We start from the raw sequence: 25,703 nt of genomic DNA, 5'->3' as shown, positions 1-25,703 counted from the left end.
CTCGTTCAGACTTGCTTCGACCGCCGGCGCGGCGCGCGGGCGGTGCTGTATACATATAGGCGTTCGCACGCATCAAGCGGCATCGCAGAAACGGATCACTTCGTCGACGTAATCTGCGAACTCGCTGATGCCATGATCGCTGCCTTCGATCAGGTGTGTGGGCACACCCGGATAGTGCGCGAGCATCTCGCGGTAATCGAGCACTTCGTCGCCGGTCGCGGCGATCAGATAGTAGCGCGCGGGTTGCGTCACCTTCGTAACGGCCAGCGCGCGCAATTCTTCCAGATGCCGCGGTTCGACGACGATGCTGCCGCCGCCGTGCCAGAGCGGCTGCTCGCCGAGATACTTCGACAGATCGCGGTCAGGCACCACGGCGGGGTTCAAGAGCGCAGCGCGCCAGCCATGCTTTTGCGCGAGATGCGTGGCGAAGTAGCCGCCGAGCGAACTGCCAATGAGCGTGACAGGCTCGCCCGGCTTCAATTGCGCGCCGATCTCCTGCTCGGCGAGCACAATGGCCTCCTGCGGCGACACCGGCAGCGTCGGGCACAGCCATTCACCGCTGCGTCCCAGCTCGGCCATGCGCGCCGCCAGCAGGCGCGCCTTGAACGACTGGGGCGACGAGCGAAAGCCGTGCAGATAGACGATCACGCCGCGCTCCGTGCCGAGAGCGCGTCGAGCAGCTTTTGATGCACGCCGCCGAAACCGCCGTTGCTCATCACGAGCACCTGGTCGCCGGGGCGTGCGGCTGCGGCGACCGCCTTCACGAGCGCTTCGAGATCGTGGAAGGCGCGGGCCTTCTCACCGAGCGGGGCCAGTGCCCCAACGAGATCCCAGCCGAGCGCATCCTTGCCGCTCGGTGCGCCGTAGCCGAACACGAGGTCGGCGTCGGCGAGACTGGTGGGCAGCTGCGCCTTCATCACGCCGAGCTTCATCGTGTTCGAGCGTGGCTCCAGCACGGCGAGGATGCGCGTGTTTTCGTGGCCGACGCGCGTGCGCAGGCCGGCGATCGTCGTTTCGATGGCCGTGGGATGGTGCGCGAAGTCGTCGTAGACGGTCACGCCGTCCACGCTGCCGCGCACTTCCATGCGGCGCTTCACGTTGCGGAACGTGGCGAGCGAGGCGGCGGCCTGCGCGGGCGGCACGCCCACGCTGCGCGCGGCGGCAATCGCCGCGAGCGCATTCAGGCGGTTGTGTTCGCCCTGGATCTGCCAGTCCACCACGCCTGCACGTTCGCTGTTGTGATAGACGGCGAAGCGCTCGTCCACGGCCACGCCGTCTTCAGCGGGCATTGCCTGCCAGCCGCCGTCCACGCCGAAGCGCTCCACGTCGCTCCATACGCCGCGCGTGAGCACGCGTTCGAGCGCGTCCGAGCGGCCGTTCGTGACGATGCGGCCAACACCCGGAATCGTGCGCACGAGATGATGAAACTGCGTTTCGATCGCACCGAGATCGGGGAAGATGTCGGCGTGATCGAATTCGAGGTTGTTGAGCAGCGCCGTGCGCGCACGGTAATGAACGAACTTCGAGCGCTTGTCGAAGAACGCCGTATCGTACTCGTCGGCTTCGATCACGAAGAAGCTCGAATCGGTCAGGCGCGCCGACACGCCGAAATTGAGCGGCACGCCGCCGATCAGGAAGCCGGGATTCAGGCCCGCGTCTTCCAGCAGCCACGTGAGCATCGAGCTCGTGGTGGTCTTGCCGTGCGTGCCCGCCACCGCGAGCACCCACTTGTCGCGCAGCACGTGTTCGCCGAGCCACTGCGGACCCGACGTGTACGGCAAGCCGCGATTGAGGATCTCCTCCATCAGCGGGTTGCCGCGCGTGACCACGTTGCCGATCACGTAGAGATCGGGCTTGAGTTCGGTCTGGCTCGCGTCGTAACCCTCGATGAGGCGGATGCCCTGCGCTTCGAGCTGGGTGCTCATCGGCGGGTACACGCCGGCGTCGCAGCCGGTCACCGTGTGGCCCGCGCTGCGCGCGAGCACCGCGAGTCCGCCCATGAACGTGCCGCAGATGCCGAGGATATGGATGTGCATAAGCCTGTCGCGCCGCGCGGGCGTCGTGAACGCGTTGATCGGATTGATCGGTTGAAAAGGATGGAGGAGCTGGAACGACGGCAGCCCTGCGCCGCCGCAGCAAAGAGCGCTATTGTACCCGAGGCCCCGAGCCCTATTGGCTCGACCAAGGCTCTCGCAGCGACGGAAAATCCCTGACCAACCCGGCAGCGGGTGCGGCGCAGTGGCCGCCTGCAGGAGCCCAGGGCGATCTCTAGTATCATTAAAGGATGGTTCGCAGATCACATTTCGATCCCCAGCGCGTGCGCGAGGAAATCGCCATCGCGGCAGCAAGGATGATTGCCGAGGACGGCCTCGACTACGCCACCGCCAAACGCAAGGCAGCCCGGCAGGTGGTGGGGGAGACGCGTATCGAAGGCACCTGGCTGCCCGACAACGATCAGATCGAGGAAGAGATCCGCGAATATCAGGCCCTCTTTCAGAGCGACAGCCAGCCGGTCGTGCTGCGCCGCCTGCGCGAGATCGCGCTCGAATGGATGCAGCGGCTCGAGGCGTTCAATCCGTTCCTGACCGGCGCGGTGCTCAACGGCACGGCGGGCGAGCACTCCGACATCCATCTGCAGATTTTTTGTGACAACGCGAAGGATGTCGCGATCTGGCTCCTGAATGCGAACGTGCAGTACGACGTGTCGGAAACGCGCCATTTCGCGGCGCGCGGCCTCGTGGAGACACTCAGCTTCATGTGGCGTCCGTCACGCGCCGAGGAGCCAGTGGGCATCCACGTTGCGCTCTACAATACGGACGACTTGCGCGGCGCCGTGCGCGCCGACGCGCGTGGCAGGCTGCCGCGCGCCAATGCGCAGGCTCTCCAGACGCTGATCGACGAGAGCGGCGCCACTTCTTCTACAACCTGAAAACGGCAGCGATGAATACGAAGCGGATTCTGGCCGGCGTGGCAGTGGCGGCAATCGCCGCAGGCGGCGGCATACTGGCTGGGCACTGGGCCACGAGCGGCAGCGCCGGCGTGGCCGACGCGGCCTCGGTAAGCGCGGCCTCGGCGAGCGGCAAGCAGAATGCGGTCGGCCAGCTCTGGTCGGCGGCGGTCACGAACCCGGACGGCAAGGCGCAATCGCTCGCCATCTACAAGGGCCGGCCGATCGTGGTCAACTTCTGGGCCTCCTGGTGCGGCCCGTGTGTCGAGGAAATGCCGGAGCTTTCCGCGCTCCAGCGTGAATACGCGAAGAAGGGGATTCAGTTCGTCGGCGTAGGCGTGGATTCGGCCGCGAACATCAAGACGTTCCTCAAGAAGGTGCCAGTCGATTACCCGATCTACATCGCCGGCTTCGGCGGCGCGGACGTCGCGCGCGCATTCGGCAACAACGCAGGCGGCTTACCTTACACGGTGGTAATCGACGCGAACGGCGCCGTTCGTTCGACAAAATTAGGGCAAATCAAGCCGGACGAGCTTCGACGCACGCTCGACGCGCTTTGACGCAGCGGAATATTTGGCACAATCTTAAGCGCCGTAGCGCAGATTTTGCCGTGTGGATCCTGTCATTTGACTGAAGATCGGCCCAGACCCTCGCCGCAAGGCATGGTCGGGGCCATATCGCCTTATCGGAAAACTAGACAAAATTCTCTAATCGGCGCTAAAGTTCGCGCAATTCCACGGAAAAAGAAGCGACCATGACGCGACTGCTGGCTCTGCACGGCCCCAACCTCAATCTTCTCGGCACCCGGGAACCGGAGGTGTATGGGCGCGTGACGCTGCCGCAGATCGATCAGGCGCTCTCGGACCGCGCGGCGGACGCCGGCGTCGAGCTCGCGACCTTCCAGAGCAACCACGAAGGCGCGCTGGTCGACCGCATTCAGTCGGCCCGCACCGAGCAGACCGACTTCATCCTGATCAACCCGGCCGCGTACACGCATACGAGCGTCGCGATCCGGGATGCGCTGGCAGGTGTCGGCATCCCATTCGTCGAGATTCACCTGTCGAACGTGCATCGCCGCGAGTCCTTCCGCCACCATTCGTATTTTTCCGACCAGGCCGAAGGTGTGATTTGCGGCCTCGGCTGGAAGGGTTATCTCTACGCGCTCGAATACGCGCTCGACCGGCTCGCTGCCCGGTCGGCGGCCTGATTCGCGCGCCGGACGACCGTCAATACCTGAACAACAACCCGTGTCGGGACGCGCGCGCCCCGGCACCTCACGTATTCAAAGCAAAAGGGGCTGCACCATGGATCTACGTAAGCTGAAGACTCTGATCGACCTCGTCTCCGAATCGGGCATCTCGGAGCTCGAAGTGACCGAGGGTGAAGGCAAGGTGCGCATCGTCAAGAACGCGCCGCCCGTTTACGTACAGCCGGGCCCCGCGCAATACGGGGCGCCGCTCATGGGCGCTCCGCTCGCAGCGCCCGCCCACGTCGGCGACGCCGCCGCTGCGGCTCCCGCTGCGCCCGCCGTGCCGCAAGGCCACGTCGTGACCTCGCCGATGGTGGGCACGTTCTACCGCGCGCCGTCGCCGGGCGCCGACCCGTTCGTCCAGGTTGGCGACACGGTCAAGGAAGGCCAGACGCTTTGCATCATCGAAGCGATGAAGCTGCTCAACGAGATCGAGTCGGACACGTCCGGCGTGGTCAAGGAAATCCTCGTCGAGAACGGCCAGGCAGTTGAATACGGCCAGCCGCTCTACGTGATCGCCTAAGCTTTTCTGCGCGCGGCGGCGGCCTTCTTTTTTTGGCCGCGCCGCGTTTGTCGCGTTTGGCGCCCCATGACGGCGACGCACGCGACCGATCCTCTGAGGCGTCCGCTCATACGACTTGCGACGCCCTTTGATGAGTCGAATACCCACCATGTTTGAAAAAATCCTCATTGCCAATCGTGGCGAAATCGCGCTCCGCATCCAGCGCGCGTGCCGCGAACTCGGCGTCAAGACGGTCGTCGTCTATTCGGAAGCCGACAAGGAAGCCAAGTACGTGAAGCTCGCGGACGAGGCGGTCTGTATCGGCCCGGCGCCTTCGAACCTGAGCTACCTGAACATGCCGGCGCTCATCAGCGCGGCCGAAGTCACCGACGCAGAAGCGATCCACCCCGGCTACGGCTTCCTCTCCGAGAACGCCGACTTCGCCGAGCGTGTCGAGCAGTCGGGCTTCACGTTCATCGGCCCGCGGCCGGAAACGATCCGCATGATGGGCGACAAGGTCTCGGCGAAGCAGACCATGATCAAGACCGGCGTGCCCTGCGTGCCGGGCTCGGAAGGCGCACTGCCCGACGATCCGAAGGAAATCGTGAAGATCGCCCGCGCGATCGGCTACCCCGTCATCATCAAGGCGGCGGGCGGCGGCGGCGGGCGCGGCATGCGTGTCGTACACACGGAAGCGGCGCTCGTGAACGCGGTCAACATGACCCGCGAGGAAGCCGGCCGTGCGTTCGGCAATCCGCAGGTCTACATGGAGAAGTACCTCGAGAACCCGCGTCACATCGAGATCCAGATTCTCGCGGACTCGTTCAAGAACGCCGTGTGGCTCGGCGAGCGCGACTGCTCGATGCAGCGCCGCCACCAGAAGGTGATCGAGGAAGCGCCGGCGCCGGGCATCGCGCGCCGCCTGCTCGATCGCATCGGCGATCGTTGCGCCGACGCGTGCAAGAAGATGGGCTACCTCGGCGCGGGCACGTTCGAGTTCCTGTATGAAAACGGCGAGTTCTACTTCATCGAGATGAACACGCGCGTACAGGTCGAGCACCCGGTCACCGAGCTGATCACGGGCATCGACATCGTGCAGGAGCAGATCCGCATCGCCGCTGGCGAGAAGCTCTCGTTCCGCCAGCGCGACATCCAGCTGAAGGGCCACGCGATCGAGTGCCGTATCAACGCGGAAGATCCGTTCAAGTTCACGCCGTCGCCGGGCCGCCTCACGTCGTGGCACATGCCGGGCGGTCCTGGCGTGCGCGTCGACTCGCATGCCTACAATGGCTATTTCGTGCCGCCGAACTATGATTCGATGATCGGCAAGCTGATCACCTACGGCGCCACGCGCGAGCAGGCCATTCAGCGCATGCGCATCGCGCTCTCGGAAATGGTGGTCGAAGGCATCCAGACCAACATCCCGCTGCACCGCGAGCTGATGCTCGACGCGAAGTTCGTCGAGGGCGGCACGAGCATTCACTACCTCGAAAGCCGTCTGGCCGAACGTCAGGCAGTGAAGAAGGACGAAGCGTAATTCATGAGCTATCGGGAACTGATCGTCGAGCTCGAGCGTGACCGCGCGGAAGAACTTTCCGACGCGCTGATCGAGCTTGGCGCCCTCTCGGTGTCGGTGGAAGACGCCGACGCCGACACGCCCGACGAGCAGCCGCTCTTCGGCGAACCGGGCTTAACACCCGATCGCACCGCGTGGCAGCATTCGCGCGTGATTGCGCTGATCGGCGCCGATCAGGATCCCGCCGTGCTGCTCGCGGCCGCTTCGAACGAGCTGGGTCTCGCCGAAACGCCGAAGTTCTCGCTGCGCGAAGTCGAGGAGCAGGACTGGGTGCGTTTGACGCAATCGCAGTTCGACCCGATCCAGATCGGCGAGCGCATCTGGGTCGTGCCGTCGTGGCACGATGCCCCGGACCCGAACGCGCTCGTGCTCGAACTGGACCCGGGCCTCGCGTTCGGCACGGGCAGCCATCCCACCACGCGTTTGTGCATGGAATGGCTCGAACAGCACGTGCAGCCCGGCAATTCGCTGCTCGACTACGGCTGCGGCTCGGGCATCCTCGCGATCCTCGCGAAGAAGTGCGGTGCGAATCCGGTGATCGGCATCGACATCGACCCGCAGGCGGTCGAGTCGGCGCGTCACAACAGCGAGCGCAATCGCGCGGAAGTCACCTACGGCCTGCCCGACGATTGCCCCGCCGGCGAATTCGACATCGTCGTCGCCAACATTCTTTCGAATCCGCTCAAGCTGATGGCCTCGATGCTCTCCTCGCGCGTGAAGCCGGGCGGACGCATCGCACTTTCGGGCATCCTCGCGCGCCAGGCCGAGGAAGTCGCGCAGGTGTACGCGCAGTGGATCGACATCTCGGTCTGGCGCGAACACGAAGGCTGGGTCTGCCTCGCGGGCACGCGACGCGCGTAATCCCTGCCCGTTCCGATCAGGCTCGCGCGAGCCTGATCGCGCCCCAAGCGGCAGGGCCGAAGTCGTAGACTGCGGTGGATTGCCAGTAGAATGCGGGTATCACCAATCCTCCGGTCTACCCAGATCCTCGGCCCACATGCTTCTGGCAACGCGCTGCCCCTTCTGTGAAACCGTATTCCGCATCCAGCCCACGCAGCTAGCCGTGCGCCGCGGCCTCGTGCGTTGCGGACATTGTCAGGAAGCGTTCGATGCGTCGGGCAGTTTGTACGAGATGCCCGAAGGCGGCGACTTCACGCGCGCGGTGCCCGTTGCTGCCGAAATCGCGGCCAGCCTGACCTCGATGCCATCGGAGCCGGCTTCACGTTTTGCTGCGCAGCCCGCTTCGGAACCCGCCTCACAGTTCGCATCGCAGTCTGCGTCACGGTCCACTTTGCAGCAGCCCGAGGTTCAGCCTGATCAGGCGAATCAGCCCGCAGCAGCAGCGCCATCGCAAGAGCCGCCCCCAACGCTGGGCGCCACACCCAATTTCACGAATCGCACGTGGGACCCGTGGGCGCCGCCGCAGGACAGCCAGCGCGATCCGCGTCTGAAATACGACGCCGACAAACTACCAGGGGCAAGCGTTGCCGGTGGCGCCACGCCTGGCGTTACGCCCGGAGCCGAGTCGCGGGTCGCCTTCGACGACGAACCGACGCTTGGGCGCGCACCACAAGATGCGCCGCACGCGCCGGCGGCACCCGCAGCAGCACCGGTACCGCCACCCCAGCCCGCAGCCGCCGAACCCTTCCCGCCCGCCGCGCGCTGGACGCGCAGCGAGCCGAACCTGGGCACGAGCGGCCCGACCGAGCCGACCTTTTCGGCCAGCGAAGCATCGGCTGCGGCCCGCATGAACGACCCGGAGCCCGCGCTCGGCCCCCGCACTCGCGAAGCCGCACCCGAGCCCGCGTTCAGCGCGCTCTCGCCCAACGACGGCGCCTCCCCCTTCGCCGTCACCCGCGAAGCCCCCGCCCGCCCGCGCGGTTCGCGCGGCCTCGTCTGGCGCATTCTCGGCACGCTCATCGCCATTCTGCTGCTCGCGCTGCTCGTCGTGCAGCTCGCATGGTGGCAGCGCGAAACGGTCATGGTCTACTGGCCCGACTCGCAGTCGCTCTATCAGCAGGCGTGCGAGCAGCTCGGCTGCCGCGTGCTGCCGCCGCGCGACATCGACGGCCTGCTGGTCGAGCCGTCCGATCTGCGCCAGGTCGACAACGAGCCGCATCACCTCGAACTGAAGGTGCCGCTGCGCAACCGCTTCAACGTGGCGCTCGCGTACCCCGCCATCGAGCTGTCGCTGCTCGACCGGCAGAACAACATCGTCGTGCGGCGCGTGCTGTGGCCGCAGGACTACGTCACGCCCGGCACCTCCATCGAAGCCGGTCTGCCCGCACGCACCACGCAGACCATGATCGTGCGGCTCGACACGGGCGACGTGGTGGCATCGAACTTCCGCATCGAGATTTTCTACCCCTGATTTGCCGTCTGTGCGCGGGTGCACTGGCGTGCCCCGCGCGTTTCCCGGCGTCCCGCATCGCGCGGGCGCGCCATTCACCACAACATGCATTCCCGGAGAGCACATCATGAGTCAAGTCACGCTAGGCGGTAACCCGATCGACGTCGCCGGCACCTTCCCGAGCGTCGGCCAGAAGGCCCCGGCGTTCTCGCTCGTCGGCAAGGATCTGAAGCCTGTCTCGCTCGCCGATTTCGCCGGCAAGCGCAAGGTGCTGAACATCGTGCCGAGCCTCGACACGCCGACCTGCGCCACCTCCACGCGCAAGTTCAACGAAGCCGCCGCCGGCCTCAACAACACGGCTGTCGTCGTGATCTCGGGCGACCTGCCGTTCGCCGCTGCGCGCTTCTGCACGACCGAAGGCATCGCCAACGTCGTCACGGCCTCGACCTTCCGCGGCCATGAATTCGCGCAAGCCTATGGCGTGGACGTGACGAGCGGCCCGCTCACCGGCCTGACCGCGCGCGCCGTCGTCGTGCTCGACGAAAACGACAACGTCCTGCACGCCGAGCGCGTGAGCGAAATCAAGAACGAACCGAACTACGACGCCGCACTCGCCGCGCTGAAGTAATCCGGCGGCGGCGCACACGCGCCTCGCGCCTGCGCTTTCAGATCGATGCGCAGGTCGACGCGCAGGCCGGTGCGCCGCCCCTTCCCCTACCACGCCCTACAGGAATTTCCGCCTTGGCTACGCTGATCTGCGGCTCGCTCGCCTACGACAACATCATGACCTTCGAGGGTCGCTTTCGGGAGCACATCCTGCCCGAGCAGGTGCACATCCTGAACGTGAGCTTTCTGGTGCCGACGATGCGCCGCGAGTTCGGCGGCTGTGCCGGCAACATCGCGTACTCGCTGCATCTGCTCGGCGGCGACGCCCGCATCATGGCGACGCTCGGCGCCGCCGACGCGCGCCCGTACCTCGAACGCCTCGATGCGCTCGGCCTCTCGAAGGCGCACGTGCGCGTGCTGGAGGATACGTGGTCCGCGCAGGCGATGATCACGACCGACCTCGAGAACAATCAGATCACCGCGTTCCACCCGGGCGCGATGATGCAATCGCATTTGAACCGCGCCGACGAAGCGCCCGGCATCAAGCTCGGCATCGTCGCACCGGACGGCTTCGACGGCATGGTCCAGCACGTCGAGCAGTTCGCGAAGGCCGGCGTGCCGTTTATCTTCGATCCGGGCCAGGGTCTGCCGCTCTTCGACGGGGCTTCTTTGCGCCGCGCGATTGAACTTGCGACCTACGTAGCGGTCAACGACTACGAAGCCAATCTTGTCAGCCATCGCACCGGCTGGTCGTTCGACGAAATCGCCAGCCATGTCGACGCGCTGATCATCACGCGCGGCGAGCACGGCTCGCAGATCTACCACAGCGGCAAGATCGAGGAGATTCCTCCGGTCAAGGCCGCTCAGGTGCTCGACCCGACCGGCTGCGGCGACGCTTTCCGCGGCGGCCTGCTCTACGGCATCGAGAACGGCCTCGACTGGGCAACCACGGGGCGTCTCGCGAGCCTGATGGGCGCGCTCAAGATCGAGCATCTCGGTCCGCAAAACTATGCGCCTACGCGAGCGCAGATCAACGAACGGTTCAAGGAGGCATTCGGCTACGAACTGCCGAACTGAACGCGGGAGCCGCACACGAACGGCGCCCATTGGAGCTACGGGAATGAAAATAACAAGTCGTCTGATTGTTGCAGCCATGCTCGCGGGGTCGCTCGCGATGTCGGGCTGCGCCTATAACAGCAGTTCCGCCGATGTGTACACGGCCTCGCAGGCGCAGCGCGAGCAATCGGTGCGTATGGCCACGGTCGAAAGCGTGCGCGCGGTGAAGATCAGCTCGAACAACGGCCAGCCTAGCGGCCTTGGCGCGATCGGTGGCGGCGCGCTCGGCGCGGTGGCCGGCAGCCAGATCGGCGGCGGCACGGGCTCGATCGTCACCGGCATCATCGGCGGCATTGCGGGCGCCGTGGCCGGCAACGCGGTCGAGAACGGCGTGGCCATGCGCGACGGCCTCGAGATCACGGTGCGCCTCGACAACGGCGACTACCGCGCCATCACGCAAACCGCGACCGGCGAAGTCTTCAACGCGGGCGACCGCGTGCGGCTGCTCTCGAGCGGCGGCGTGACGCGCGTCACGCACTAACGGTTTCCCCTGTACCGCAGCGGCGCCTCGCGCCGGATGCGGAACCTCAGGCGCATGTGCTCCCCTGTGCATGCGCCTTTTTTCATGCCCGCGCGCGGCATGCGCGTGACCTCACCCCAACTATTACGAACTCCAGACGAAAAAAATCCCGTCGCGGACAACCCAGCGACGGGATCGGGATCGAGCCTTGCGCATCATGCCGCCCGGCCCGGCCAACGAAGCGCGCGTACGACGTAGCCTGCGCGCTTCGTCTCGGACTGCTTACGGACGGCTGCCGGTCGGGAACGGCCATGCTGCGGCCGGATTCAGGGCAGTCTTGACCGTTGCTGCGGGCGCGGACGGTTGCGCAGCAGGGGCAGCAGGTGCGGCAGCGGCCTTCGCAGGTGCCTTCTTGGCAGCCTTCTTGGCGGCAGCCTTCTTCGCAGGCGCAGCCTTCTTGGCAGCAGCCTTCTTCGCAGGCGCCTTCTTGGCTGCAACCTTCTTCGCAGCAACCTTCTTGGCCGCGGCCTTCTTCGCCGGCGCTGCCTTCTTCGCAGCAACCTTCTTCACGGCGACTTTCTTGGCTGCAACCTTCTTCGCTGCGGCCTTCTTCGCCGGTGCTGCCTTCTTCGCAGCAACCTTCTTCACGGCGACTTTCTTGGCTGCAACCTTCTTCGCTGCGGCCTTCTTCGCCGGTGCTGCCTTCTTCGCAGCAACCTTCTTCACGGCGACTTTCTTGGCTGCGACCTTCTTGACCGCGACCTTCTTCGCTGCGGCCTTCTTCGCCGGAGCTGCCTTCTTCACTGCAACCTTCTTCACTGCGACCTTCTTAGCCGCCGGTTTCTTCTTGGCAGTAGCCATTTTTTTCTCCTTCAGGTTCAGATGAGAGTCAGTTCAAACTACACCCTTCGTCAAAACCCGCTTCCCGCGAACGCTTCTCACGGCGCACGCTGCGAAGCGGGCTATTCATCGGCGTACGCTGATCCTGCGCGCTTACGCTAATGAATGCGGTAAGGCGCGCCGTGCCACGAGGCACAGCGCGCCGAGTCATTCCGGCGTCGGCTACCGACACCGGGCAACGTTCGTTGAAAGCGGCGGCCTCACGACACGCGAAGCCTGCGCGCTTTTCCGGGGGGAAGTTTGCCCATCCCTCTGAAGGGTTCGCAAAGTGCCTGTCACGTCGGTGAGCCAACCTGGCTCCGGGCATGCTTTGCATCAGGCGTTCCTGCTCCTAATCATCATGCCGGTCGAGGCGCCTGCACGGCGCCTCGCGGCAACCCCAAAAGACTTGCACCGCAGTGCGCCCGGGTTATTCCCAGGACAGCGCACCGCCCGTCTGATATTCGATCACGCGCGTCTCGAAGAAGTTGCGTTCCTTCTTCAAGTCGATCATCTCGCTCATCCACGGGAACGGATTTTCTTCGTTCGGGAACAGCTGATCGAGACCGATCTGCTGGCAACGGCGGTTGCAGATGAAGCGCAGATAGCTTTTGAACATCGATGCGTTCAGACCGAGCACGCCGCGAGGCATGGTGTCCTCGGCGTAGCGGTACTCGAGGTCGACCGCATGCTTGAACAGTTCGGTGATCTCCGCACGGAACGCCGGGGTCCACAGGTGCGGGTTTTCAAGCTTGATCTGGTTGATCAGGTCGATGCCGAAGTTGCAGTGCATCGACTCGTCACGCAGGATGTACTGGTATTGCTCCGCTGCGCCGGTCATCTTGTTCTGGCGGCCGAGCGCGAGAATTTGCGTGAAGCCGACATAGAAGAACAGGCCTTCCATGATGCAGGCGAACACGATGAGCGACTTGAGCAGATTCTGGTCGGCTTCGAGCGTGCCGGTCTTGAAAGACGGATCAGTCAGCGTCTGGATGAACGGGATCAGGAACTCGTCCTTGTCGCGGATCGACTTGACCTCGTGGTACGCGTTGAAGATCTCGCTCTCGTCCAGACCCAGCGACTCGACGATGTACTGGTAGGCGTGCGTGTGGATCGCCTCTTCGAACGCCTGGCGCAGCAGGAACTGGCGGCATTCGGGCGCCGTGATGTGCCGGTAGGTGCCGAGCACGATGTTGTTCGCGGCGAGCGAGTCGGCGGTCACGAAGAAGCCGAGGTTGCGCTTGACGATGCGGCGCTCGTCCTCGGTCAGACCGTTCGGGTCCTTCCACAGGGCGATGTCGCGGGACATGTTGATTTCCTGCGGCATCCAGTGGTTCGCGCAGCCCGCCAGGTATTTTTCCCAAGCCCACTTGTACTTGAACGGGACCAACTGATTCACGTCGGTCTGGCCGTTGATGATGCGCTTGTCGGCGACATTCACGCGCGCTTCGGTCGAGACCGGCGCTTGCGGCGGCGGTGCAACGGCGAAGTCGCTGGCGAAGATGTTGGTCGCCGTGGAAGCCTGAGGAGCGGAACGCAGACCAAACTGCACCTCGGCAGCCTGGACAGCCTGACCCGCGGGGTTGCGCATTGCGTTTTGCTGCGCACCGCTCGACGGAGTTACGGCCGTGATCTCGTCATCCCAGTTGAGCATAAATGTCACCATCAATTTAGATCGGTTTGTACCATCTTTTCGTGAGCGATAAAAGGGTTCGCACACGAAAAATCCTGTTTTCGATTCGCGTTGCGACCTCGATACAACACTTTGTTATCGCATCGTGTCGATTGCATCGCGTGAGCACTGTGTAGAGAGCACTGATTCGTCGTGCTCACTTCGCATGTGCGATGTGCTTCGAAGGTCTTCGCGACATCGAGAGCGTGTGTGAAAGACGGGGTTCGCCGCGCGCTTTTCGCTCGCGCTGCGAGTGCGTTTTCACTCGCCGCTCACTGCTTGCCGCGCGCGGCGACTGGAAGCTCGCGCGGCCTTAAGTCTTGTCCCTGCGAGAAACTCCAGGGATTCCTTCCTGTTGCCTCTTTCGCGTACTGCAACGCGCGTGGTGCACGTTGCCGGGAGAGTCGGCGCGCATTGCGCGCGCCTCGTTCGCTGTTACATCTCGCTACGGCTGCTTCGACTACTGTTTACTACTGATGCTTCGGTCCTCGCATGATGCGAGCGGCGTTGCACCGCACGCATCATGCGCAGCCAGCTTTACTGGCAAGCCTCGCACTCTTCGAAGCCGGGGTCGCCCGGACGCATCATGCACACCGGACCATCGGCTTCCGGCGCCGCTTCAACCGCGGCTTGCGGTGCGGCCTGCATCGTGATCGACCCTGCTGCACCGCCGAATGCGCCGCCCGTTGCGCCGCCAAACGCGCCGCCTGCATTGCCGCCACCTTCGCCGCCCGTCGGCACGGCGTTGAGCGCGCCGTGCGCAACCGTCGACTTCTCGACGTGCGTAGCCCCCATCGTGCGCAGGTAGTACGTGGTCTTCAGGCCGCGCACCCATGCGAGCTTGTAGATCTCGTCGAGCTTCTTGCCCGATGCGCCCGCCATGAAGATGTTCAGCGACTGCGCCTGGTCGATCCACTTCTGACGACGCGATGCGGCTTCGACGAGCCACGTCGGGTCGACTTCGAACGCCGTTGCATACACAGCGCGTAGATCGGCCGGCACGCGGTCGATGCGCGAGAGCATGCCGTCGAAGTACTTCAGGTCGGCGACCATGACTTCGTCCCACAGGCCGCGCGCCTTCAGGTCGCGCACCAGGTAGTCGTTCACCACCGTGAATTCGCCCGAGAGGTTCGACTTCACGTAGAGGTTCTGGAACGTCGGCTCGATGCAAGGCGACACGCCGATGATGTTCGAGATGGTCGCGGTCGGTGCGATCGCGATGCAGTTCGAATTGCGCATGCCGTGCGTCGCGATGCGCTCGCGCAGCGACGTCCAGTCCATCGACTCGCTCGAGTCGACTTCGACGTAGCCGCCGCGTGCTTCGGCGAGCAGCTTGAGCGTGTCCTGCGGGAGGATGCCGCGATCCCACAGCGAGCCGCGGTAGGTCGAGTAGCGGCCGCGCTCGGCTGCCAGCTCCGTCGACGCCCAGTACGCGTAGTAGCAGACGGCTTCCATCGAGCGGTCGGCGAACTCCACGGCTTCCTGCGAAGCAAACGGCGTGCGCAGAACGTGCAGGCAGTCCTGGAAGCCCATGATGCCCATACCCACCGGACGGTGCTTCAGGTTCGAGTTGCGCGCCTTCGACACCGCGTAGTAGTTGATGTCGATGACGTTGTCGAGCATGCGCATCGCCACGCTGATGGTGCGCTTGAGCTTGTCGTGGTCGAGCGCGAACGTGCCGTCGGCCTGTTCGACCATGTGCGCGACCAGGTTCACCGAACCCAGGTTACACACGGCGATTTCGCTGTCGCTGGTGTTCAGCGTGATTTCCGTACACAGGTTCGACGAGTGGACGACGCCCACGTGCTGCTGCGGCGAACGGATGTTGCACGGATCCTTGAACGTGATCCACGGATGGCCGGTTTCGAACAGCATGCCGAGCATCTTGCGCCACAGTTGCGCGGCCGGCAGCTTCTTGAACAGCTTGATCTCGCCGCGCGCGACCTTCTCTTCGTAAGCCGTGTAAGCCTGTTCGAACTCGGCGCCGAACTTGTCGTGCAGATCCGGGCAGGTCGAGGGCGAGAAGAGCGTCCAGTCGCCGCCTTCCATCACGCGCTTCATGAACAGGTCGGGAATCCAGTTCGCCGTGTTCATGTCGTGGGTGCGGCGGCGGTCGTCGCCCGTGTTCTTGCGCAGCTCAAGGAATTCTTCGATGTCGAGGTGCCACGATTCCAGGTAGGCGCACACCGCGCCCTTGCGCTTGCCGCCCTGGTTCACGGCGACAGCCGTGTCGTTCACGACCTTCAGGAAGGGAACTACGCCTTGCGACTTGCCGTTGGTGCCCTTGATGTGCGAGCCGAGCGCGCGCACACGCGTCCAGTCGTTGCCCAGACCGCCGGCAAACTTCGAGAGCAGCGCGTTGTCCTTGAGCGCTTCGTAGATGCCGTCGAGATCGTCGGCAACCGTCGTGAGGTAGCACGACGAGAGCTGCGAGCGGTGCGTGCCCGAGTTGAACAGCGTGGGCGTGGACGACATGAAGTCGAACGACGAGAGCACGTTGTAGAACTCGATCGCGCGCGCTTCGCGGTCGATCTCGTTGAGCGAGAGGCCCATCGCGACGCGCATGAAGAATGCCTGGGGCATTTCGATGCGCGTGCCGCCGACGTGCAGGAAGTAGCGGTCGTAGAGCGTCTGCAGGCCGAGGTAGCCGAACTGCAGATCGCGGCTCGCGTCGAGCGCGTTGCCGAGGCGCTTGAGGTCGAACTGCTGGAGCTTGTCGTCGAGCAGGCCGGCTTCCGCGCCGCGCTTGATGAACTGCGGGAAGTAGTCGGCGTAGCGCACGGCCATTTCGGCTTGCGTCACTTCCTCTTCGAGAATTTCGCGACGGATCGTGTGCAGCAGGATGCGCGAGGTCACCTGGCTATACGCCGGGTCCTTTTCGATCATCGTGCGCGCAGCGAGGATGGCCGAGTCGTAGACCTGGCTCATCGGCACGCCGTCGTACAGATTCTTCACCGTTTCCGCGACGATCGGGTCGGCGTTGACCGCGTCGCCGAGACCGTCGCACGACGAGGCGATCAGCGCGCGCAGTGCCTGCATGTCGAGCGGGCGCGTCACGCCGTTGTCCGTGACGTTGATGCCGGGTGCTGCGCTCGCTGCCGTTTCCGGCGCGTTGGCGCGCTCCTGGTTGCGCTTCTCGCGATACAGCACGTAGGCGCGCGCGACGTTGTGCTCGCCGCCGCGCATCAGCGCGAGCTCGACCTGATCCTGGATGTCTTCGATGTGGAACGTGCCGCCGTTCGGACGGCTGCGCACGAGTGCGCGCACGACGTTCTGCGTGAGCTGCTCGACGAGCTCGCGAACGCGCGCCGAAGCCGCGCCCTGGCCGCCGTTTACGGCGAGGAAGGCCTTCGTCATCGCGATCGCGACTTTCGAAGGTTCGAACGACACCACGCTACCGTTGCGGCGAATCACCTTGTGGTCGGCGAACTGCTGCGCGCTCGTCTGGCCGTCTTGCGGTTGGCCACCCAGCGTGTGCGCGGCGGGCGCGCCTTCATACCGGGTCGAGACGTTATCGGTCGTTTGCATGTGCAAAGCTCCTGGGTCCTGGAAAGGTGCGAAGAGAGTTCGCGGATTAAGACGGACGCCGACGTCGTGCCCCCTTGTGCACGCTCGATCGGGCAGAGAAAAAAGTCCAGCCTGGCGAGGCTGCCGGATGCGACAAGGCAGATGAATCACGGACTGCTTCGGTCTTCATCGTGGATGTCGCGATCATTGGCTGTACCTTCTCTCTCGATTACAGCCGGTGCGCCGGTTCTCTCGGCCGACGGCACCGTACAAAGTTTCTGTTTTTTCTATGCCGGTAACGCGCGCGGCGCCTTGCGCGTGAAGCGGGGCGCCGCGGTACAACACAACATATGGTGTGAAGCCTTGTTTCAGGTACAAAGTATAGTGGAAGAAACTGTACGATCAAATGGCTTTTTTTGCTGGTCCTATCTTGACAAGACCACAAGCCAAGCAGCGCGGGCCTTGGCGGCAAATGCCCCTTCGAGTGGTCTGCGAGGCGCGCGCGAAGACCCTGCGTTTACGCGCAAGAGGTGCTTATTTCTTGTGCAGCTGGAGAGGGTTCAGCAGGCGCTGGAGCGTGTCACGACGCCGCGTTCTGCGCGCCATGCCCCTGGATATAGGGGAAGCTGGCATCGGCGAGCTGCGTATCGTGTTTGAGGCGCGCCCAGTCGAAGTGCGGGCCGGGATCGGTCTTGCGCCCGGGCGCGATGTCCGAATGGCCCGCCAGCGCCTCGATCGGATAGTGCGCGACGAGCGCCTTCACGAGCGCCGCGAGCGTCGCGTATTGCGGCGCCTCGAAGGCCGTCGTGTCGCTGCCTTCCAGTTCGATGCCGATGGCGAAATCGTTGCAGCGCTCGCGCCCGAAGAAGCTCGACGCGCCCGCGTGCCACGCGCGCTCGTCGCACGAGACGAATTGCTCGAGCGCGCCATCGCGATGAATGACGAAGTGCGCCGAGACGCGCACGCCGCGCAGGTTGGCGTCGAAGTACGGATGCGCGTCGCAGTCGAGGCGGTTGAGAAAGAGATTGGCGATCTCGGGGCCGCCGAATACGTTGGGCGGCAGGCTGATGTTGTGGACGACGATGAGCGTCGGCACGGCGCCTTGCGGGCGGCCCTCGAAGTTAGGCGAAGGCAGGTGACGCGCGCCGGGCACCCAGCCCTGCGCATCGACTGCGTACGCGCGCGATCCTGGCGATGCGGCAGCGCTCATCGTGCGGGGCGATCCTGGGCCGTGGTGCGCGCGTCCCAGGCGCGCGCGTGCTCGGAACTGCAGAACGAACGCGCGCCGACATTCACCGATTCACTGCGCGGCGCATGCACGCCGCACTCGGCGCAGCGCACCATCGGCTCGGGCAGCGCAGCCTTGCTGCTCGCGCTCGCGCCGCCATTGGCGTTGCGCGCGGCGCCCTGCCCTGGCTGCGCACCCTGCCCTGGCTGCGCACCGGCACGCGTTTGCGTCTGCGCACGGCGCAGCGCCTTGACGAACCACTGTCCGACCACGAACAGCAGTATGAGGAGAAGAATCTGTCTCATCGGAACACGCGACTCACACGACTCAAACCACAGGGCGGTGCAGCAGCACCTCGAAGACGAAACGGCTGCCCACATAAGCGAGCAGCAAGGCGATGAACGATGCGATCACCCAGCGCAGCGCAGCGCGGCCGCGCCAGCCGGAAATCTTGCGAGCGGTGAGCAGCGCGCCGAACATCAGCCACGAAAGAATCGCGAAGACGGTCTTGTGATCGAGCGAAAGCGGCCGGTCGATCAACTGCTCGCTGAACACGATGCCCGAGACGAGCGTGGCCGTGAGCAGCACGAAGCCCGCGCCGATCAGGCGGAACAGCAGCTTTTCCATCGTGAGGAGCGGCGGCAGCGTCTCGATCCAGTTCGAGAGCCAGCCGCCGCCGCGATTGCTCGCGTTGCGCTGGAAGCCGGCGCCTTTCAGGGCATGCAGCCGGCGCTCGACGGCGAGCATCAGCACCGCGTGCAGCGCGGCGATCGCAAAGAGCCCATAGGCGATGTTCGCGATGACGAAGTGCAGCTTGAACATCGGCGCGGCCGCGTAGGGCAGCACGCGCACGCCGCCGAACACGAGCGGCAGGATCGACGCGACGGCGGCCAACGGCAGCAGCAGGAGACGCAGGCCGTCGAGCGCAAAGAAAAAGCTCTCGATCCAGTAGATTCCCGCGCCGAGCCAGAACATGGCCGACAACGCGAAGGCGAAGCCGAACACCATTTCGTTGGCGGGGAAGATCGTCATGTGCAGCAGCACGCCGTGCGCGGCGAGCGCGACGAAGAGCAGCGCGCGGGAAAGCGGGCCGAAGGTCCGGGCGCGCAGGGCGTCGCCGCCCGCGCCGAGCGTCACCGGAACGGGCGGCACGCTGCCTAGCAGCGGCGCGGTGCCCGCGCGGCGCAGCGCGCGCCAGTCGGCGGCGCACAATCCGCCGTACAGGAGCACGGTGAGGGCATACAGTACAATATCCATGTTCGAAGTTTACTATAGGCCCCCTGGCCGCGCGGGATCGCGACGAAACGCGGCGCGTTCCCATTTAGCGCGCGCGGGCCGGGCCGCACTGCTCACCGCCTCCCCATGCTCGACAATCTCACTCAACGGATGGCGCGCGTCGTCAAGACGCTGCGCGGCGAAGCCCGGCTGACCGAAGCCAATACGCAGGAAATGCTGCGCGAGGTGCGTCTCGCCCTGCTCGAAGCGGACGTGGCGCTGCCCGTCGTGCGCGAATTCATCGCCAAGGTGAAAGAGAAGGCGCTCGGCGAGGAAGTGATCTCCAGCCTCTCGCCGGGGCAGGCGCTCGTCGGGGTGGTGCAGCGCGAGCTGACCGCCGTAATCGGCGGCGACTACGAAGGCAAAGCCGCCGAACTCGATCTCGCCGTCACGCCGCCCGCGGTCATCCTCATGGCGGGTCTGCAGGGCGCCGGTAAAACCACCACCACCGGCAAGCTCGCCAAGCTGCTGCGCGAGAAGTACAAGAAGAAGGTCCTCACTGTTTCGTGCGACGTCTACCGCCCTGCCGCCATCGCGCAGTTGAAGACGGTGACGGAACAGGTCGGCGCCGACTTCTTCCCCTCGCAGCCGGACCAGCAGCCCGTCGAGATCGCCGCCGCAGCGGTCGACTGGGCCAAGCGCCACTATCACGACGTGCTGCTCGTCGACACGGCCGGCCGCCTCGGTATCGACGAGGCGATGATGAACGAAATCACCGCGCTGCACTCCACGCTCAAGCCAGCTGAAACGCTGTTCGTGGTGGACGCGATGCTCGGTCAGGACGCGGTCAATACCGCCAAGGCGTTCAACGACGCCCTGCCGCTCACCGGCGTCGTGCTCACCAAGCTCGACGGCGACTCGCGCGGCGGCGCGGCGCTCTCGGTGCGCCACATCACCGGCAAGCCGATCAAGTTCGTCGGCGTCGCGGAAAAGCTCGACGGCCTCGAGGTGTTCCACCCGGACCGCATGGCGAACCGTATTCTCGGCATGGGCGACATTCTCGCGCTCGTCGAGGAAGCGCAGCGCGGCGTGGACGTCCAGGCCGCGCAAAAGCTCGCCGACAAGGTCAAGAAAGGCGGCGACTTCGACCTCAACGACTTCCGCGCGCAGCTCTCGCAGATGAAGAGCATGGGCGGCCTGTCGTCGCTCATGGACAAGCTGCCCGCGCAGTTCCAGCAGGCCGCCTCGGGCGCCAACATGGGCCAGGCCGAGAAGCAGATGCGCCGCATGGAAGGCATCATCAACTCGATGACGCCCGCCGAGCGCGCCAAACCCGAACTCATCAAGGCCACGCGCAAGCGCCGCATTGCGGCGGGCGCGGGCGTGCAGGTTCAGGAAGTGAACCGCATGCTCAACCAGTACGAGCAGATGCGCACCATGATGAAGAAGCTCAAGGGCGGCAATCTGCAAAAGATGATGCGCGGCATGAAGGGCATGATGCCCGGCATGCGCTGATCCTGCGGGCCGCGCGGCGCATATCGCGCGCACGGCGGCCCCACTCGACGCGGCGCGCGACGGACCAAATGCGCGGGTTTATGCTGTAGCGCGCGCCGCCGTTATTTTCCACACTTCAGTAGCTACAGCTACCTTCCCGCCAGAGTCATGAATCGCGAAGAAGCCCTGCACATTTTCCGCCACTCCGAAGAGATCGTTTCGGAGGGCGACGTCAATGCGTCGATCGGCCGGATGGCCGAAGCCATCCGCGCCGAGATCAGCGAGGACTTCCCGCTCGTGCTGTCGGTGATGGGCGGCGCCGCCGTGTTCACCGGCATGCTGCTGCCGCACCTCGACTTCCCGCTCGAGTTCGACTACATCCACCTCACGCGCTACCGCAACGCGATCAAGGGCAGCGCCGAGATGCAGTGGCGCGTGGCGCCGCGCGAGTCGGTGAAGGACCGTGTGGTGCTCGTGCTCGACGACATCCTCGACGAGGGCGAGACCATGGCCGCGATTCGCGACCGCATCATGGACATGGGCGCGAAGCGTTTCCTGTCGGCCGTGCTGTGCGAGAAGACCCTCACGAAGGCCAAGCCGCTGCATCCCGACTACTGCGGTTTTTCGGTGCCGGACCGCTACGTGTTCGGCTGCGGCATGGACGCCAAGGGTTACTGGCGCAATCTGCCGACCATCCGCGCGCTGACCGAAGGCGCGTGAAGCGCGCATCGGCTTTCTGACGCACCATGAAAAAAAAGCAGCCCGCGGGCTGCTTTTTTGTTGCCGGCGACGCCCGCTGCACGCGACGTCAGAGGTGATGCACGAAGGTAGCGATCCCCGCGAGGATCATCTCCACCGATATCGCCACGAGCACGAGGCCCATCAGCCGCTCGAAGGCCGTCACCACGCGCTCTCCCAGCAACTGCTGGATGCGCTCCGCCATCACCAGCACGACTGCGCAAATCACCATCGTCACGACGAGCGCCGCCACCCATTCATAGAGTTTGCCGGGCGCCTGCGAGGTGAGCAGCATGACCGTGGCGAGCGCCGAAGGCCCCGCCAGCGCGGGAATGGCGAGCGGCACGATGAGCGGCTCGCCGCCCTTGTCGCCGCCGCCGAACGGGCCGCCCGGATGCGGAAAGATCATGCGCAGCGCGATGAGGAACAGCACGATGCCGCCGCCGATGCGCAGCGAGGTATCGGTGAGCCCCATCATGCGCAGGAAGCTGTTGCCGGCGACCATGAAGATGAGCAGGATCACGAACGCAATCGCGACCTCGCGCAGGATCACGACGGCGCGGCGCTGCTTGGCAACGCCGCGCAGGCAGCTGATGAAGAGCGGAATATTCCCGAGCGGGTCGGTGATGAGGAGCAGCAGGACCGTAGCGGACAGAAAACTGTACTCCACGCTCGCAGCGCTCCTTTAACCGGGATAGGTCGTCGTTAAACCGCGAGCGCAGCGCGGATCTTCTGCGCCACTGTCTGCGCGGCCTCGTCGGCCGGCAGCAGCGTCGCTTCGGTATCGCGGCGCCCCTGGTACTCGATCTTGCCTTCCTTCAGGCCGCGCTCGCCAATCACGAGACGATGCGGTACGCCGATCAGCTCCCAGTCGGCGAACATCACGCCCGGGCGCTCGCCGCGGTCGTCGAGAATCACGTCCACGCCCGCTTCGAGCAGTTCGTTGTAGACGCGCTCGGCGTGCTCGCGCACGAGCTCGCTGCGGTCCATGCCCATCGGGCACACGACGACCTGGAACGGCGCGATCGACTCAGGCCAGATGATGCCCTTCTCGTCGAAGTTCTGCTCGATGGCTGCCCCGAGAATACGCGTGACGCCAATGCCGTAGCAGCCCATCTGCATCGGCGCAGGCTTGCCGTTCTCGGCGAGGAAGGTGGCGTTCATCGCTTCCGAGTACTTCGTGCCGAGCTGGAACACGTGGCCCACTTCGACGCCGCGGCAGATGTCGATCACACCCTTGCCGTCCGGCGAGGGATCGCCCTTCTTCACGTTGCGGATGTCGGCGACGACCGGCTCCGGCAGGTCGCGGCCCCAGTTCACGCCCGTGGTGTGGAAATCGACTTCGTTCGTGCCGACCACGAAATCGCTCATGTTCGCGACCGTGCGATCGGCGATCACCTTGACCGGCTTCTTCGTGTTGAGCGGCCCGAGGTAGCCCGGCGGCGTGCCGAACCACTCGACGATTTCCGCTTCGGTCGCGAAGCGGAAGCCGCTCAGGCCTTCGAGCTTGCCGACCTTGATCTCGTTCAGATCGTGGTCGCCGCGCAGCATCAGCAGCCAGATCGTGGGCTCGGCGCCCTCGTTGTCCGTTGCGAGGATGATCGACTTGATGGTGCTTTCGAGCGCAATACCGAGTAGTTCGGCGACCGCCTCGCACTTGGCCGCGCCCGGCGTGGGCGTTTTCGTGAGCGCTTGCGTGGGGGCGCCGCGCTGCGCGATGAGCGGCAGTGCTTCGGCGGCTTCGACGTTGGCCGCGAACTCCGAAGTCGGGCAGTAGGCGATGTCGTCCTCGCCCGTTTCCGCGATCACGTGGAATTCGTGCGAGCCGCTGCCGCCGATCGAGCCGTTGTCGGCTGCGACTGCGCGGAACTGCAGGCCGAGACGCGTGAAGATGCGCACGTAAGCGTCGTACATCTTCTGGTACGAGAGCTTGAGACCTTCGACGTCCTTATCGAACGAATACGCGTCCTTCATGATGAATTCGCGCCCGCGCATCACGCCGAAACGGGGACGGATTTCGTCGCGGAACTTCGTTTGCACCTGGTAGAAGTTCACCGGCAGCTGGCGATAGCTCTTGATCTGGCCGCGCGCGATGTCGGTGACGACCTCTTCGTGCGTCGGGCCCATCACGAAGTCGCTCTGCTTGCGGTCCTTGAAGCGCAGCAGTTCCGGCCCGTATTGTTCCCAGCGACCCGATTCCTGCCACAGCTCGGCTGGCTGCACGGCCGGCATGAGCAGCTCGATGGCGCCGGCGCGGTTCATTTCCTCGCGCACGATCTGCTCGACCTTGCGGATCGAACGCAGGCCGATCGGCAGATAGTTGTAAATGCCGCCAGCGATGCGACGGATCATGCCCGCGCGAACCATCAGCTTGTGGCTGACGATTTCCGCGTCAGCGGGCGCTTCCTTCAGGGTGCCGATAAAGAAACGGGAGGCTTTCATTCAAATTATCCAAAAGCGGCGGCCCGGTGCAGACCGCCCGAAGAAGTGACCAACGGAGGAGTTCACGAGCCCGCCATTATGACAACGTGCCGGGTCCCGCGCCGATGACGCCGGCCAGATTCGAAGCCGATCGCGCCCCGAGACCGTTTTGCGCGGTCGCGGCCATTCGCTCAACTTTCCGGACGCCGGGTCACGGACCGCGGGTGCGTGAGGACCGTTATCTGTTTATAATCAAAGCAATTTTAAAGGATTCGAAGGTGGTTGTATGCTGGATCGTGAGGGGTTTCGCCCGAACGTCGGCATCATCCTCTTGAACGCGCGAAACGAGGTGTTTTGGGGCAAGCGGGTTCGCGAACATTCCTGGCAGTTTCCGCAAGGGGGCATCAAGTATGGTGAAACCCCCATGCAGGCAATGTTTCGGGAGTTGCACGAAGAAACCGGTTTGCATCCGGAGCACGTCAAGATCGTCGGTCGCACACGCGACTGGTTGCGTTATGAGGTGCCGGACAAGTTCATCAAGCGCGAAGTGCGCGGCCATTATCGCGGTCAGAAACAGATCTGGTTTCTGCTGCGTATGGTCGGGCGCGACTGCGATATCTGCCTGCGGGCAACGGAGCATCCCGAGTTCGATGCGTGGCGCTGGAACGAATACTGGGTACCGCTCGAAGCGGTCATCGAGTTCAAGCGTGATGTCTATCAGCTCGCGCTGACCGAGCTCTCGCGCTTCCTACGCCGGCCCGCGCCGCGTCAGGAGCGCCTGGGCGTGCAGGCTCACGAGGTGCGCTACCCGCGCATCGTGACGTCGGCGCACGCAGACGCGGTGCACGCTGAGCCGTACGAAGTCGCGGCAGAAAGCGTACCCGAACGTACGCCGATCGAAAGCGATTGCGCGTCGGCGCAGAGTATCATCGAGCCTGCGCAGGACGAGCAGGATCAAGGGGCTTGAGCCAACGCAAAGAACGCCCGAACCGGCGGGCCCGGGCGCATCACGCGCCGGGGCCCGCCGGTTCGCATTCGCGGCGCAGTTCGTTCGCAACTCGCGCCCGTGCTTCGAGGAAAACCAATTTGAAACGATTTGCTCTTGCTGCGGCATGCGCCGCAGGCGGTGTGCTGCTTGTGTCGGGACTGGCCGCGTGCTCCAGTTCCGGTCCCACGAACAAGGACGACAGCACGTTCGTCTACCTTCTGGACCGCAAGGGCGAATGGCAGGAAAACAAGCTCGAGGGCCTGCCGCCGCTGCCGCAGGCAGGCGCGACGCTGCTGCCGTTCGACGTCTCGAACAATTCGCCGCTCAAGTTCGCAGTCGACCCTGGCTCGCTCACGGTCGGCACGGACGGCGTCGTGCGCTATACGATCGTCATCACGAGCCCGACTGGCGCCCGTAACGTGAATTACGAAGGGATTCGCTGCGACACGTACGAGTGGCGCCTCTACGCGAGCCTCGATGCCGATCACAATGGCTGGGACCAGACCGTCGCGAACAACTGGTCGCGCATCGAGAACGGCACGCTCAACGCGTACCAGTCGAGGCTTTATCAGGACTACTTCTGCGCCAACAAGATGCCGATCGCGAAGGCGTCGACCCTCATCGAAAATCTGCGCTACGGCCGCACGCAGTCGACGCTGGTGCGTTAACGGCCAAGCCACGGCATGCTGTGATGGGCATAAAAAAGCCGCTGCGGCCTTTGGCCACAGCGGCTTTTTAACTTTTGGCGATGCGCG

The 25,703-nt window shown here is 64.7% G+C and carries 25 protein-coding genes; 14 read left to right on the top strand and 11 right to left on the bottom strand.

The features are described from left to right. Positions 1–72 precede the first annotated feature (72 nt). Both A3CW_RS0135825 and mpl read right to left on the bottom strand, forming a co-directional pair. Positions 73–648, bottom strand: a complete 576-nt coding sequence (locus tag A3CW_RS0135825) for a YqiA/YcfP family alpha/beta fold hydrolase (protein ID WP_028207836.1) — start codon at positions 646–648, stop codon at positions 73–75. Beyond that, complete coding sequence (mpl, locus tag A3CW_RS0135820; RefSeq protein WP_028207835.1) at positions 645–2,036, bottom strand: UDP-N-acetylmuramate:L-alanyl-gamma-D-glutamyl-meso-diaminopimelate ligase; 1,392 nt, start codon at positions 2,034–2,036, stop codon at positions 645–647. Before mpl ends, A3CW_RS0135825 begins: the two co-directional genes overlap by 4 nt. 248 nt (positions 2,037–2,284) lie before the next feature. On the opposite strand from mpl, the gene A3CW_RS0135815 reads away from it, so the two are divergent. From A3CW_RS0135815 to A3CW_RS0135770, 10 genes are all read left to right on the top strand, one after another. Further along, on the top strand, positions 2,285–2,929 hold the full coding sequence (locus A3CW_RS0135815; RefSeq protein WP_028207834.1) for a hypothetical protein: 645 nt from the start codon (positions 2,285–2,287) through the stop codon (positions 2,927–2,929). 11 nt (positions 2,930–2,940) lie between these two features. Further along, complete coding sequence (locus A3CW_RS0135810; protein ID WP_028207833.1) at positions 2,941–3,507, top strand: TlpA family protein disulfide reductase; 567 nt, start codon at positions 2,941–2,943, stop codon at positions 3,505–3,507. Between the two features lie 194 nt (positions 3,508–3,701). Then, a complete protein-coding gene (aroQ, locus tag A3CW_RS0135805) occupies positions 3,702–4,154 on the top strand; it encodes a type II 3-dehydroquinate dehydratase (RefSeq protein ID WP_028207832.1) in 453 nt (150 codons plus the stop codon). 97 nt (positions 4,155–4,251) lie between these two features. After that, positions 4,252–4,719, top strand: a complete 468-nt coding sequence (gene accB / locus A3CW_RS0135800) for an acetyl-CoA carboxylase biotin carboxyl carrier protein (RefSeq protein ID WP_028207831.1) — start codon at positions 4,252–4,254, stop codon at positions 4,717–4,719. A gap of 148 nt (positions 4,720–4,867) precedes the next feature. Further along, entirely contained in the window at positions 4,868–6,235 is a 1,368-nt protein-coding gene (accC, locus tag A3CW_RS0135795) for an acetyl-CoA carboxylase biotin carboxylase subunit (RefSeq protein WP_028207830.1), read from the top strand. A 3-nt stretch (positions 6,236–6,238) separates the two neighbouring features. Continuing rightward, complete coding sequence (gene prmA / locus A3CW_RS0135790) at positions 6,239–7,135, top strand: 50S ribosomal protein L11 methyltransferase (protein WP_028207829.1); 897 nt, start codon at positions 6,239–6,241, stop codon at positions 7,133–7,135. Positions 7,136–7,271: 136 nt separating this feature from the next. Further along, positions 7,272–8,645, top strand: a complete 1,374-nt coding sequence (locus A3CW_RS0135785; RefSeq protein ID WP_028207828.1) for a zinc-ribbon and DUF3426 domain-containing protein — start codon at positions 7,272–7,274, stop codon at positions 8,643–8,645. 106 nt (positions 8,646–8,751) lie between these two features. Beyond that, a complete protein-coding gene (gene tpx / locus A3CW_RS0135780) occupies positions 8,752–9,252 on the top strand; it encodes a thiol peroxidase (RefSeq protein WP_028207827.1) in 501 nt (166 codons plus the stop codon). Between the two features lie 113 nt (positions 9,253–9,365). Then, the gene (locus A3CW_RS0135775; RefSeq protein WP_028207826.1) at positions 9,366–10,307 is read left to right on the top strand and encodes a carbohydrate kinase family protein; all 942 of its coding nucleotides are present in this window, start codon (positions 9,366–9,368) and stop codon (positions 10,305–10,307) included. A 43-nt stretch (positions 10,308–10,350) separates the two neighbouring features. Beyond that, positions 10,351–10,827, top strand: coding sequence for an outer membrane lipoprotein (locus A3CW_RS0135770; RefSeq protein WP_028207825.1), 477 nt, complete (start codon positions 10,351–10,353; stop codon positions 10,825–10,827). Positions 10,828–11,088: 261 nt separating this feature from the next. Here A3CW_RS0135770 and A3CW_RS0135765 read toward each other — a convergent pair whose 3' ends face one another. From A3CW_RS0135765 to A3CW_RS0135740, 7 genes are all read right to left on the bottom strand, one after another. Further along, positions 11,089–11,667: a histone H1-like DNA-binding protein gene (locus tag A3CW_RS0135765; protein WP_028207824.1), complete on the bottom strand. Its 579-nt coding sequence runs from the start codon at positions 11,665–11,667 to the stop codon at positions 11,089–11,091. Positions 11,668–11,695: 28 nt separating this feature from the next. Continuing rightward, the gene (locus tag A3CW_RS54070; protein WP_081771966.1) at positions 11,696–12,022 is read right to left on the bottom strand and encodes a hypothetical protein; all 327 of its coding nucleotides are present in this window, start codon (positions 12,020–12,022) and stop codon (positions 11,696–11,698) included. 93 nt (positions 12,023–12,115) lie between these two features. After that, positions 12,116–13,339 (bottom strand): ribonucleotide-diphosphate reductase subunit beta, encoded by a 1,224-nt coding sequence (locus tag A3CW_RS0135760; protein WP_028207823.1) that lies wholly within the window; start codon positions 13,337–13,339, stop codon positions 12,116–12,118. Between the two features lie 555 nt (positions 13,340–13,894). Further along, positions 13,895–16,885 (bottom strand): ribonucleoside-diphosphate reductase subunit alpha, encoded by a 2,991-nt coding sequence (locus A3CW_RS0135755; protein WP_028207822.1) that lies wholly within the window; start codon positions 16,883–16,885, stop codon positions 13,895–13,897. A 559-nt stretch (positions 16,886–17,444) separates the two neighbouring features. Further along, positions 17,445–18,074 carry a 1,6-anhydro-N-acetylmuramyl-L-alanine amidase AmpD gene (gene ampD, locus A3CW_RS0135750; protein ID WP_028207821.1) on the bottom strand — a complete coding sequence of 210 codons (630 nt, stop codon included), beginning with the start codon at positions 18,072–18,074 and terminating at the stop codon, positions 17,445–17,447. After that, the gene (locus A3CW_RS0135745) at positions 18,071–18,397 is read right to left on the bottom strand and encodes a PP0621 family protein (RefSeq protein ID WP_028207820.1); all 327 of its coding nucleotides are present in this window, start codon (positions 18,395–18,397) and stop codon (positions 18,071–18,073) included. Before A3CW_RS0135745 ends, ampD begins: the two co-directional genes overlap by 4 nt. A gap of 22 nt (positions 18,398–18,419) precedes the next feature. Next, entirely contained in the window at positions 18,420–19,349 is a 930-nt protein-coding gene (locus A3CW_RS0135740; RefSeq protein WP_028207819.1) for a cytochrome C assembly family protein, read from the bottom strand. Between the two features lie 105 nt (positions 19,350–19,454). Here A3CW_RS0135740 and ffh point away from each other — a divergent pair, with 105 nt between their 5' ends. Together ffh and A3CW_RS0135730 are read left to right on the top strand one after the other, a co-directional pair. Next, positions 19,455–20,822: a signal recognition particle protein gene (gene ffh / locus A3CW_RS0135735; RefSeq protein WP_028207818.1), complete on the top strand. Its 1,368-nt coding sequence runs from the start codon at positions 19,455–19,457 to the stop codon at positions 20,820–20,822. Positions 20,823–20,969: 147 nt separating this feature from the next. Next, the gene (locus A3CW_RS0135730) at positions 20,970–21,521 is read left to right on the top strand and encodes a hypoxanthine-guanine phosphoribosyltransferase (RefSeq protein ID WP_028207817.1); all 552 of its coding nucleotides are present in this window, start codon (positions 20,970–20,972) and stop codon (positions 21,519–21,521) included. Positions 21,522–21,609: 88 nt separating this feature from the next. Here the strand turns inward: A3CW_RS0135730 and A3CW_RS0135725 are convergent, their stop codons facing one another. Continuing rightward, the gene (locus A3CW_RS0135725) at positions 21,610–22,209 is read right to left on the bottom strand and encodes a MarC family protein (RefSeq protein WP_028207816.1); all 600 of its coding nucleotides are present in this window, start codon (positions 22,207–22,209) and stop codon (positions 21,610–21,612) included. 35 nt (positions 22,210–22,244) lie between these two features. Further along, positions 22,245–23,981, bottom strand: coding sequence for a proline--tRNA ligase (locus tag A3CW_RS0135720; protein ID WP_028207815.1), 1,737 nt, complete (start codon positions 23,979–23,981; stop codon positions 22,245–22,247). A 265-nt stretch (positions 23,982–24,246) separates the two neighbouring features. On the opposite strand from A3CW_RS0135720, the gene A3CW_RS48675 reads away from it, so the two are divergent. Together A3CW_RS48675 and A3CW_RS0135705 are read left to right on the top strand one after the other, a co-directional pair. Then, positions 24,247–24,927 (top strand): RNA pyrophosphohydrolase, encoded by a 681-nt coding sequence (locus A3CW_RS48675; RefSeq protein WP_035514942.1) that lies wholly within the window; start codon positions 24,247–24,249, stop codon positions 24,925–24,927. Positions 24,928–25,046: 119 nt separating this feature from the next. Continuing rightward, positions 25,047–25,616 carry a CNP1-like family protein gene (locus A3CW_RS0135705; protein WP_028207814.1) on the top strand — a complete coding sequence of 190 codons (570 nt, stop codon included), beginning with the start codon at positions 25,047–25,049 and terminating at the stop codon, positions 25,614–25,616. The last annotated feature ends 87 nt before the right edge of the window (positions 25,617–25,703 follow it).

The organism is Paraburkholderia nodosa DSM 21604, assembly GCF_000519185.1.
Taxonomy (GTDB): domain Bacteria; phylum Pseudomonadota; class Gammaproteobacteria; order Burkholderiales; family Burkholderiaceae; genus Paraburkholderia; species Paraburkholderia nodosa.
This window is presented reverse-complemented; position numbering and strand designations above follow the sequence as displayed.

Coding starts and splice junctions, on each gene's coding strand:
- mpl (WP_028207835.1), bottom strand. CDS start 2,036: ATGCACATCCATATCCTCGGCATCTGCGGCACGTTCATGGGCGGACTC.
- A3CW_RS0135815 (WP_028207834.1), top strand. CDS start 2,285: ATGGTTCGCAGATCACATTTCGATCCCCAGCGCGTGCGCGAGGAAATC.
- A3CW_RS0135810 (WP_028207833.1), top strand. CDS start 2,941: ATGAATACGAAGCGGATTCTGGCCGGCGTGGCAGTGGCGGCAATCGCC.
- aroQ (WP_028207832.1), top strand. CDS start 3,702: ATGACGCGACTGCTGGCTCTGCACGGCCCCAACCTCAATCTTCTCGGC.
- accB (WP_028207831.1), top strand. CDS start 4,252: ATGGATCTACGTAAGCTGAAGACTCTGATCGACCTCGTCTCCGAATCG.
- accC (WP_028207830.1), top strand. CDS start 4,868: ATGTTTGAAAAAATCCTCATTGCCAATCGTGGCGAAATCGCGCTCCGC.
- prmA (WP_028207829.1), top strand. CDS start 6,239: ATGAGCTATCGGGAACTGATCGTCGAGCTCGAGCGTGACCGCGCGGAA.
- A3CW_RS0135785 (WP_028207828.1), top strand. CDS start 7,272: ATGCTTCTGGCAACGCGCTGCCCCTTCTGTGAAACCGTATTCCGCATC.
- tpx (WP_028207827.1), top strand. CDS start 8,752: ATGAGTCAAGTCACGCTAGGCGGTAACCCGATCGACGTCGCCGGCACC.
- A3CW_RS0135770 (WP_028207825.1), top strand. CDS start 10,351: ATGAAAATAACAAGTCGTCTGATTGTTGCAGCCATGCTCGCGGGGTCG.
- A3CW_RS0135765 (WP_028207824.1), bottom strand. CDS start 11,667: ATGGCTACTGCCAAGAAGAAACCGGCGGCTAAGAAGGTCGCAGTGAAG.
- A3CW_RS54070 (WP_081771966.1), bottom strand. CDS start 12,022: ATGCAAAGCATGCCCGGAGCCAGGTTGGCTCACCGACGTGACAGGCAC.
- A3CW_RS0135760 (WP_028207823.1), bottom strand. CDS start 13,339: ATGCTCAACTGGGATGACGAGATCACGGCCGTAACTCCGTCGAGCGGT.
- A3CW_RS0135755 (WP_028207822.1), bottom strand. CDS start 16,885: ATGCAAACGACCGATAACGTCTCGACCCGGTATGAAGGCGCGCCCGCC.
- ampD (WP_028207821.1), bottom strand. CDS start 18,074: ATGAGCGCTGCCGCATCGCCAGGATCGCGCGCGTACGCAGTCGATGCG.
- A3CW_RS0135745 (WP_028207820.1), bottom strand. CDS start 18,397: ATGAGACAGATTCTTCTCCTCATACTGCTGTTCGTGGTCGGACAGTGG.
- A3CW_RS0135740 (WP_028207819.1), bottom strand. CDS start 19,349: ATGGATATTGTACTGTATGCCCTCACCGTGCTCCTGTACGGCGGATTG.
- ffh (WP_028207818.1), top strand. CDS start 19,455: ATGCTCGACAATCTCACTCAACGGATGGCGCGCGTCGTCAAGACGCTG.
- A3CW_RS0135730 (WP_028207817.1), top strand. CDS start 20,970: ATGAATCGCGAAGAAGCCCTGCACATTTTCCGCCACTCCGAAGAGATC.
- A3CW_RS0135720 (WP_028207815.1), bottom strand. CDS start 23,981: ATGAAAGCCTCCCGTTTCTTTATCGGCACCCTGAAGGAAGCGCCCGCT.
- A3CW_RS48675 (WP_035514942.1), top strand. CDS start 24,247: ATGCTGGATCGTGAGGGGTTTCGCCCGAACGTCGGCATCATCCTCTTG.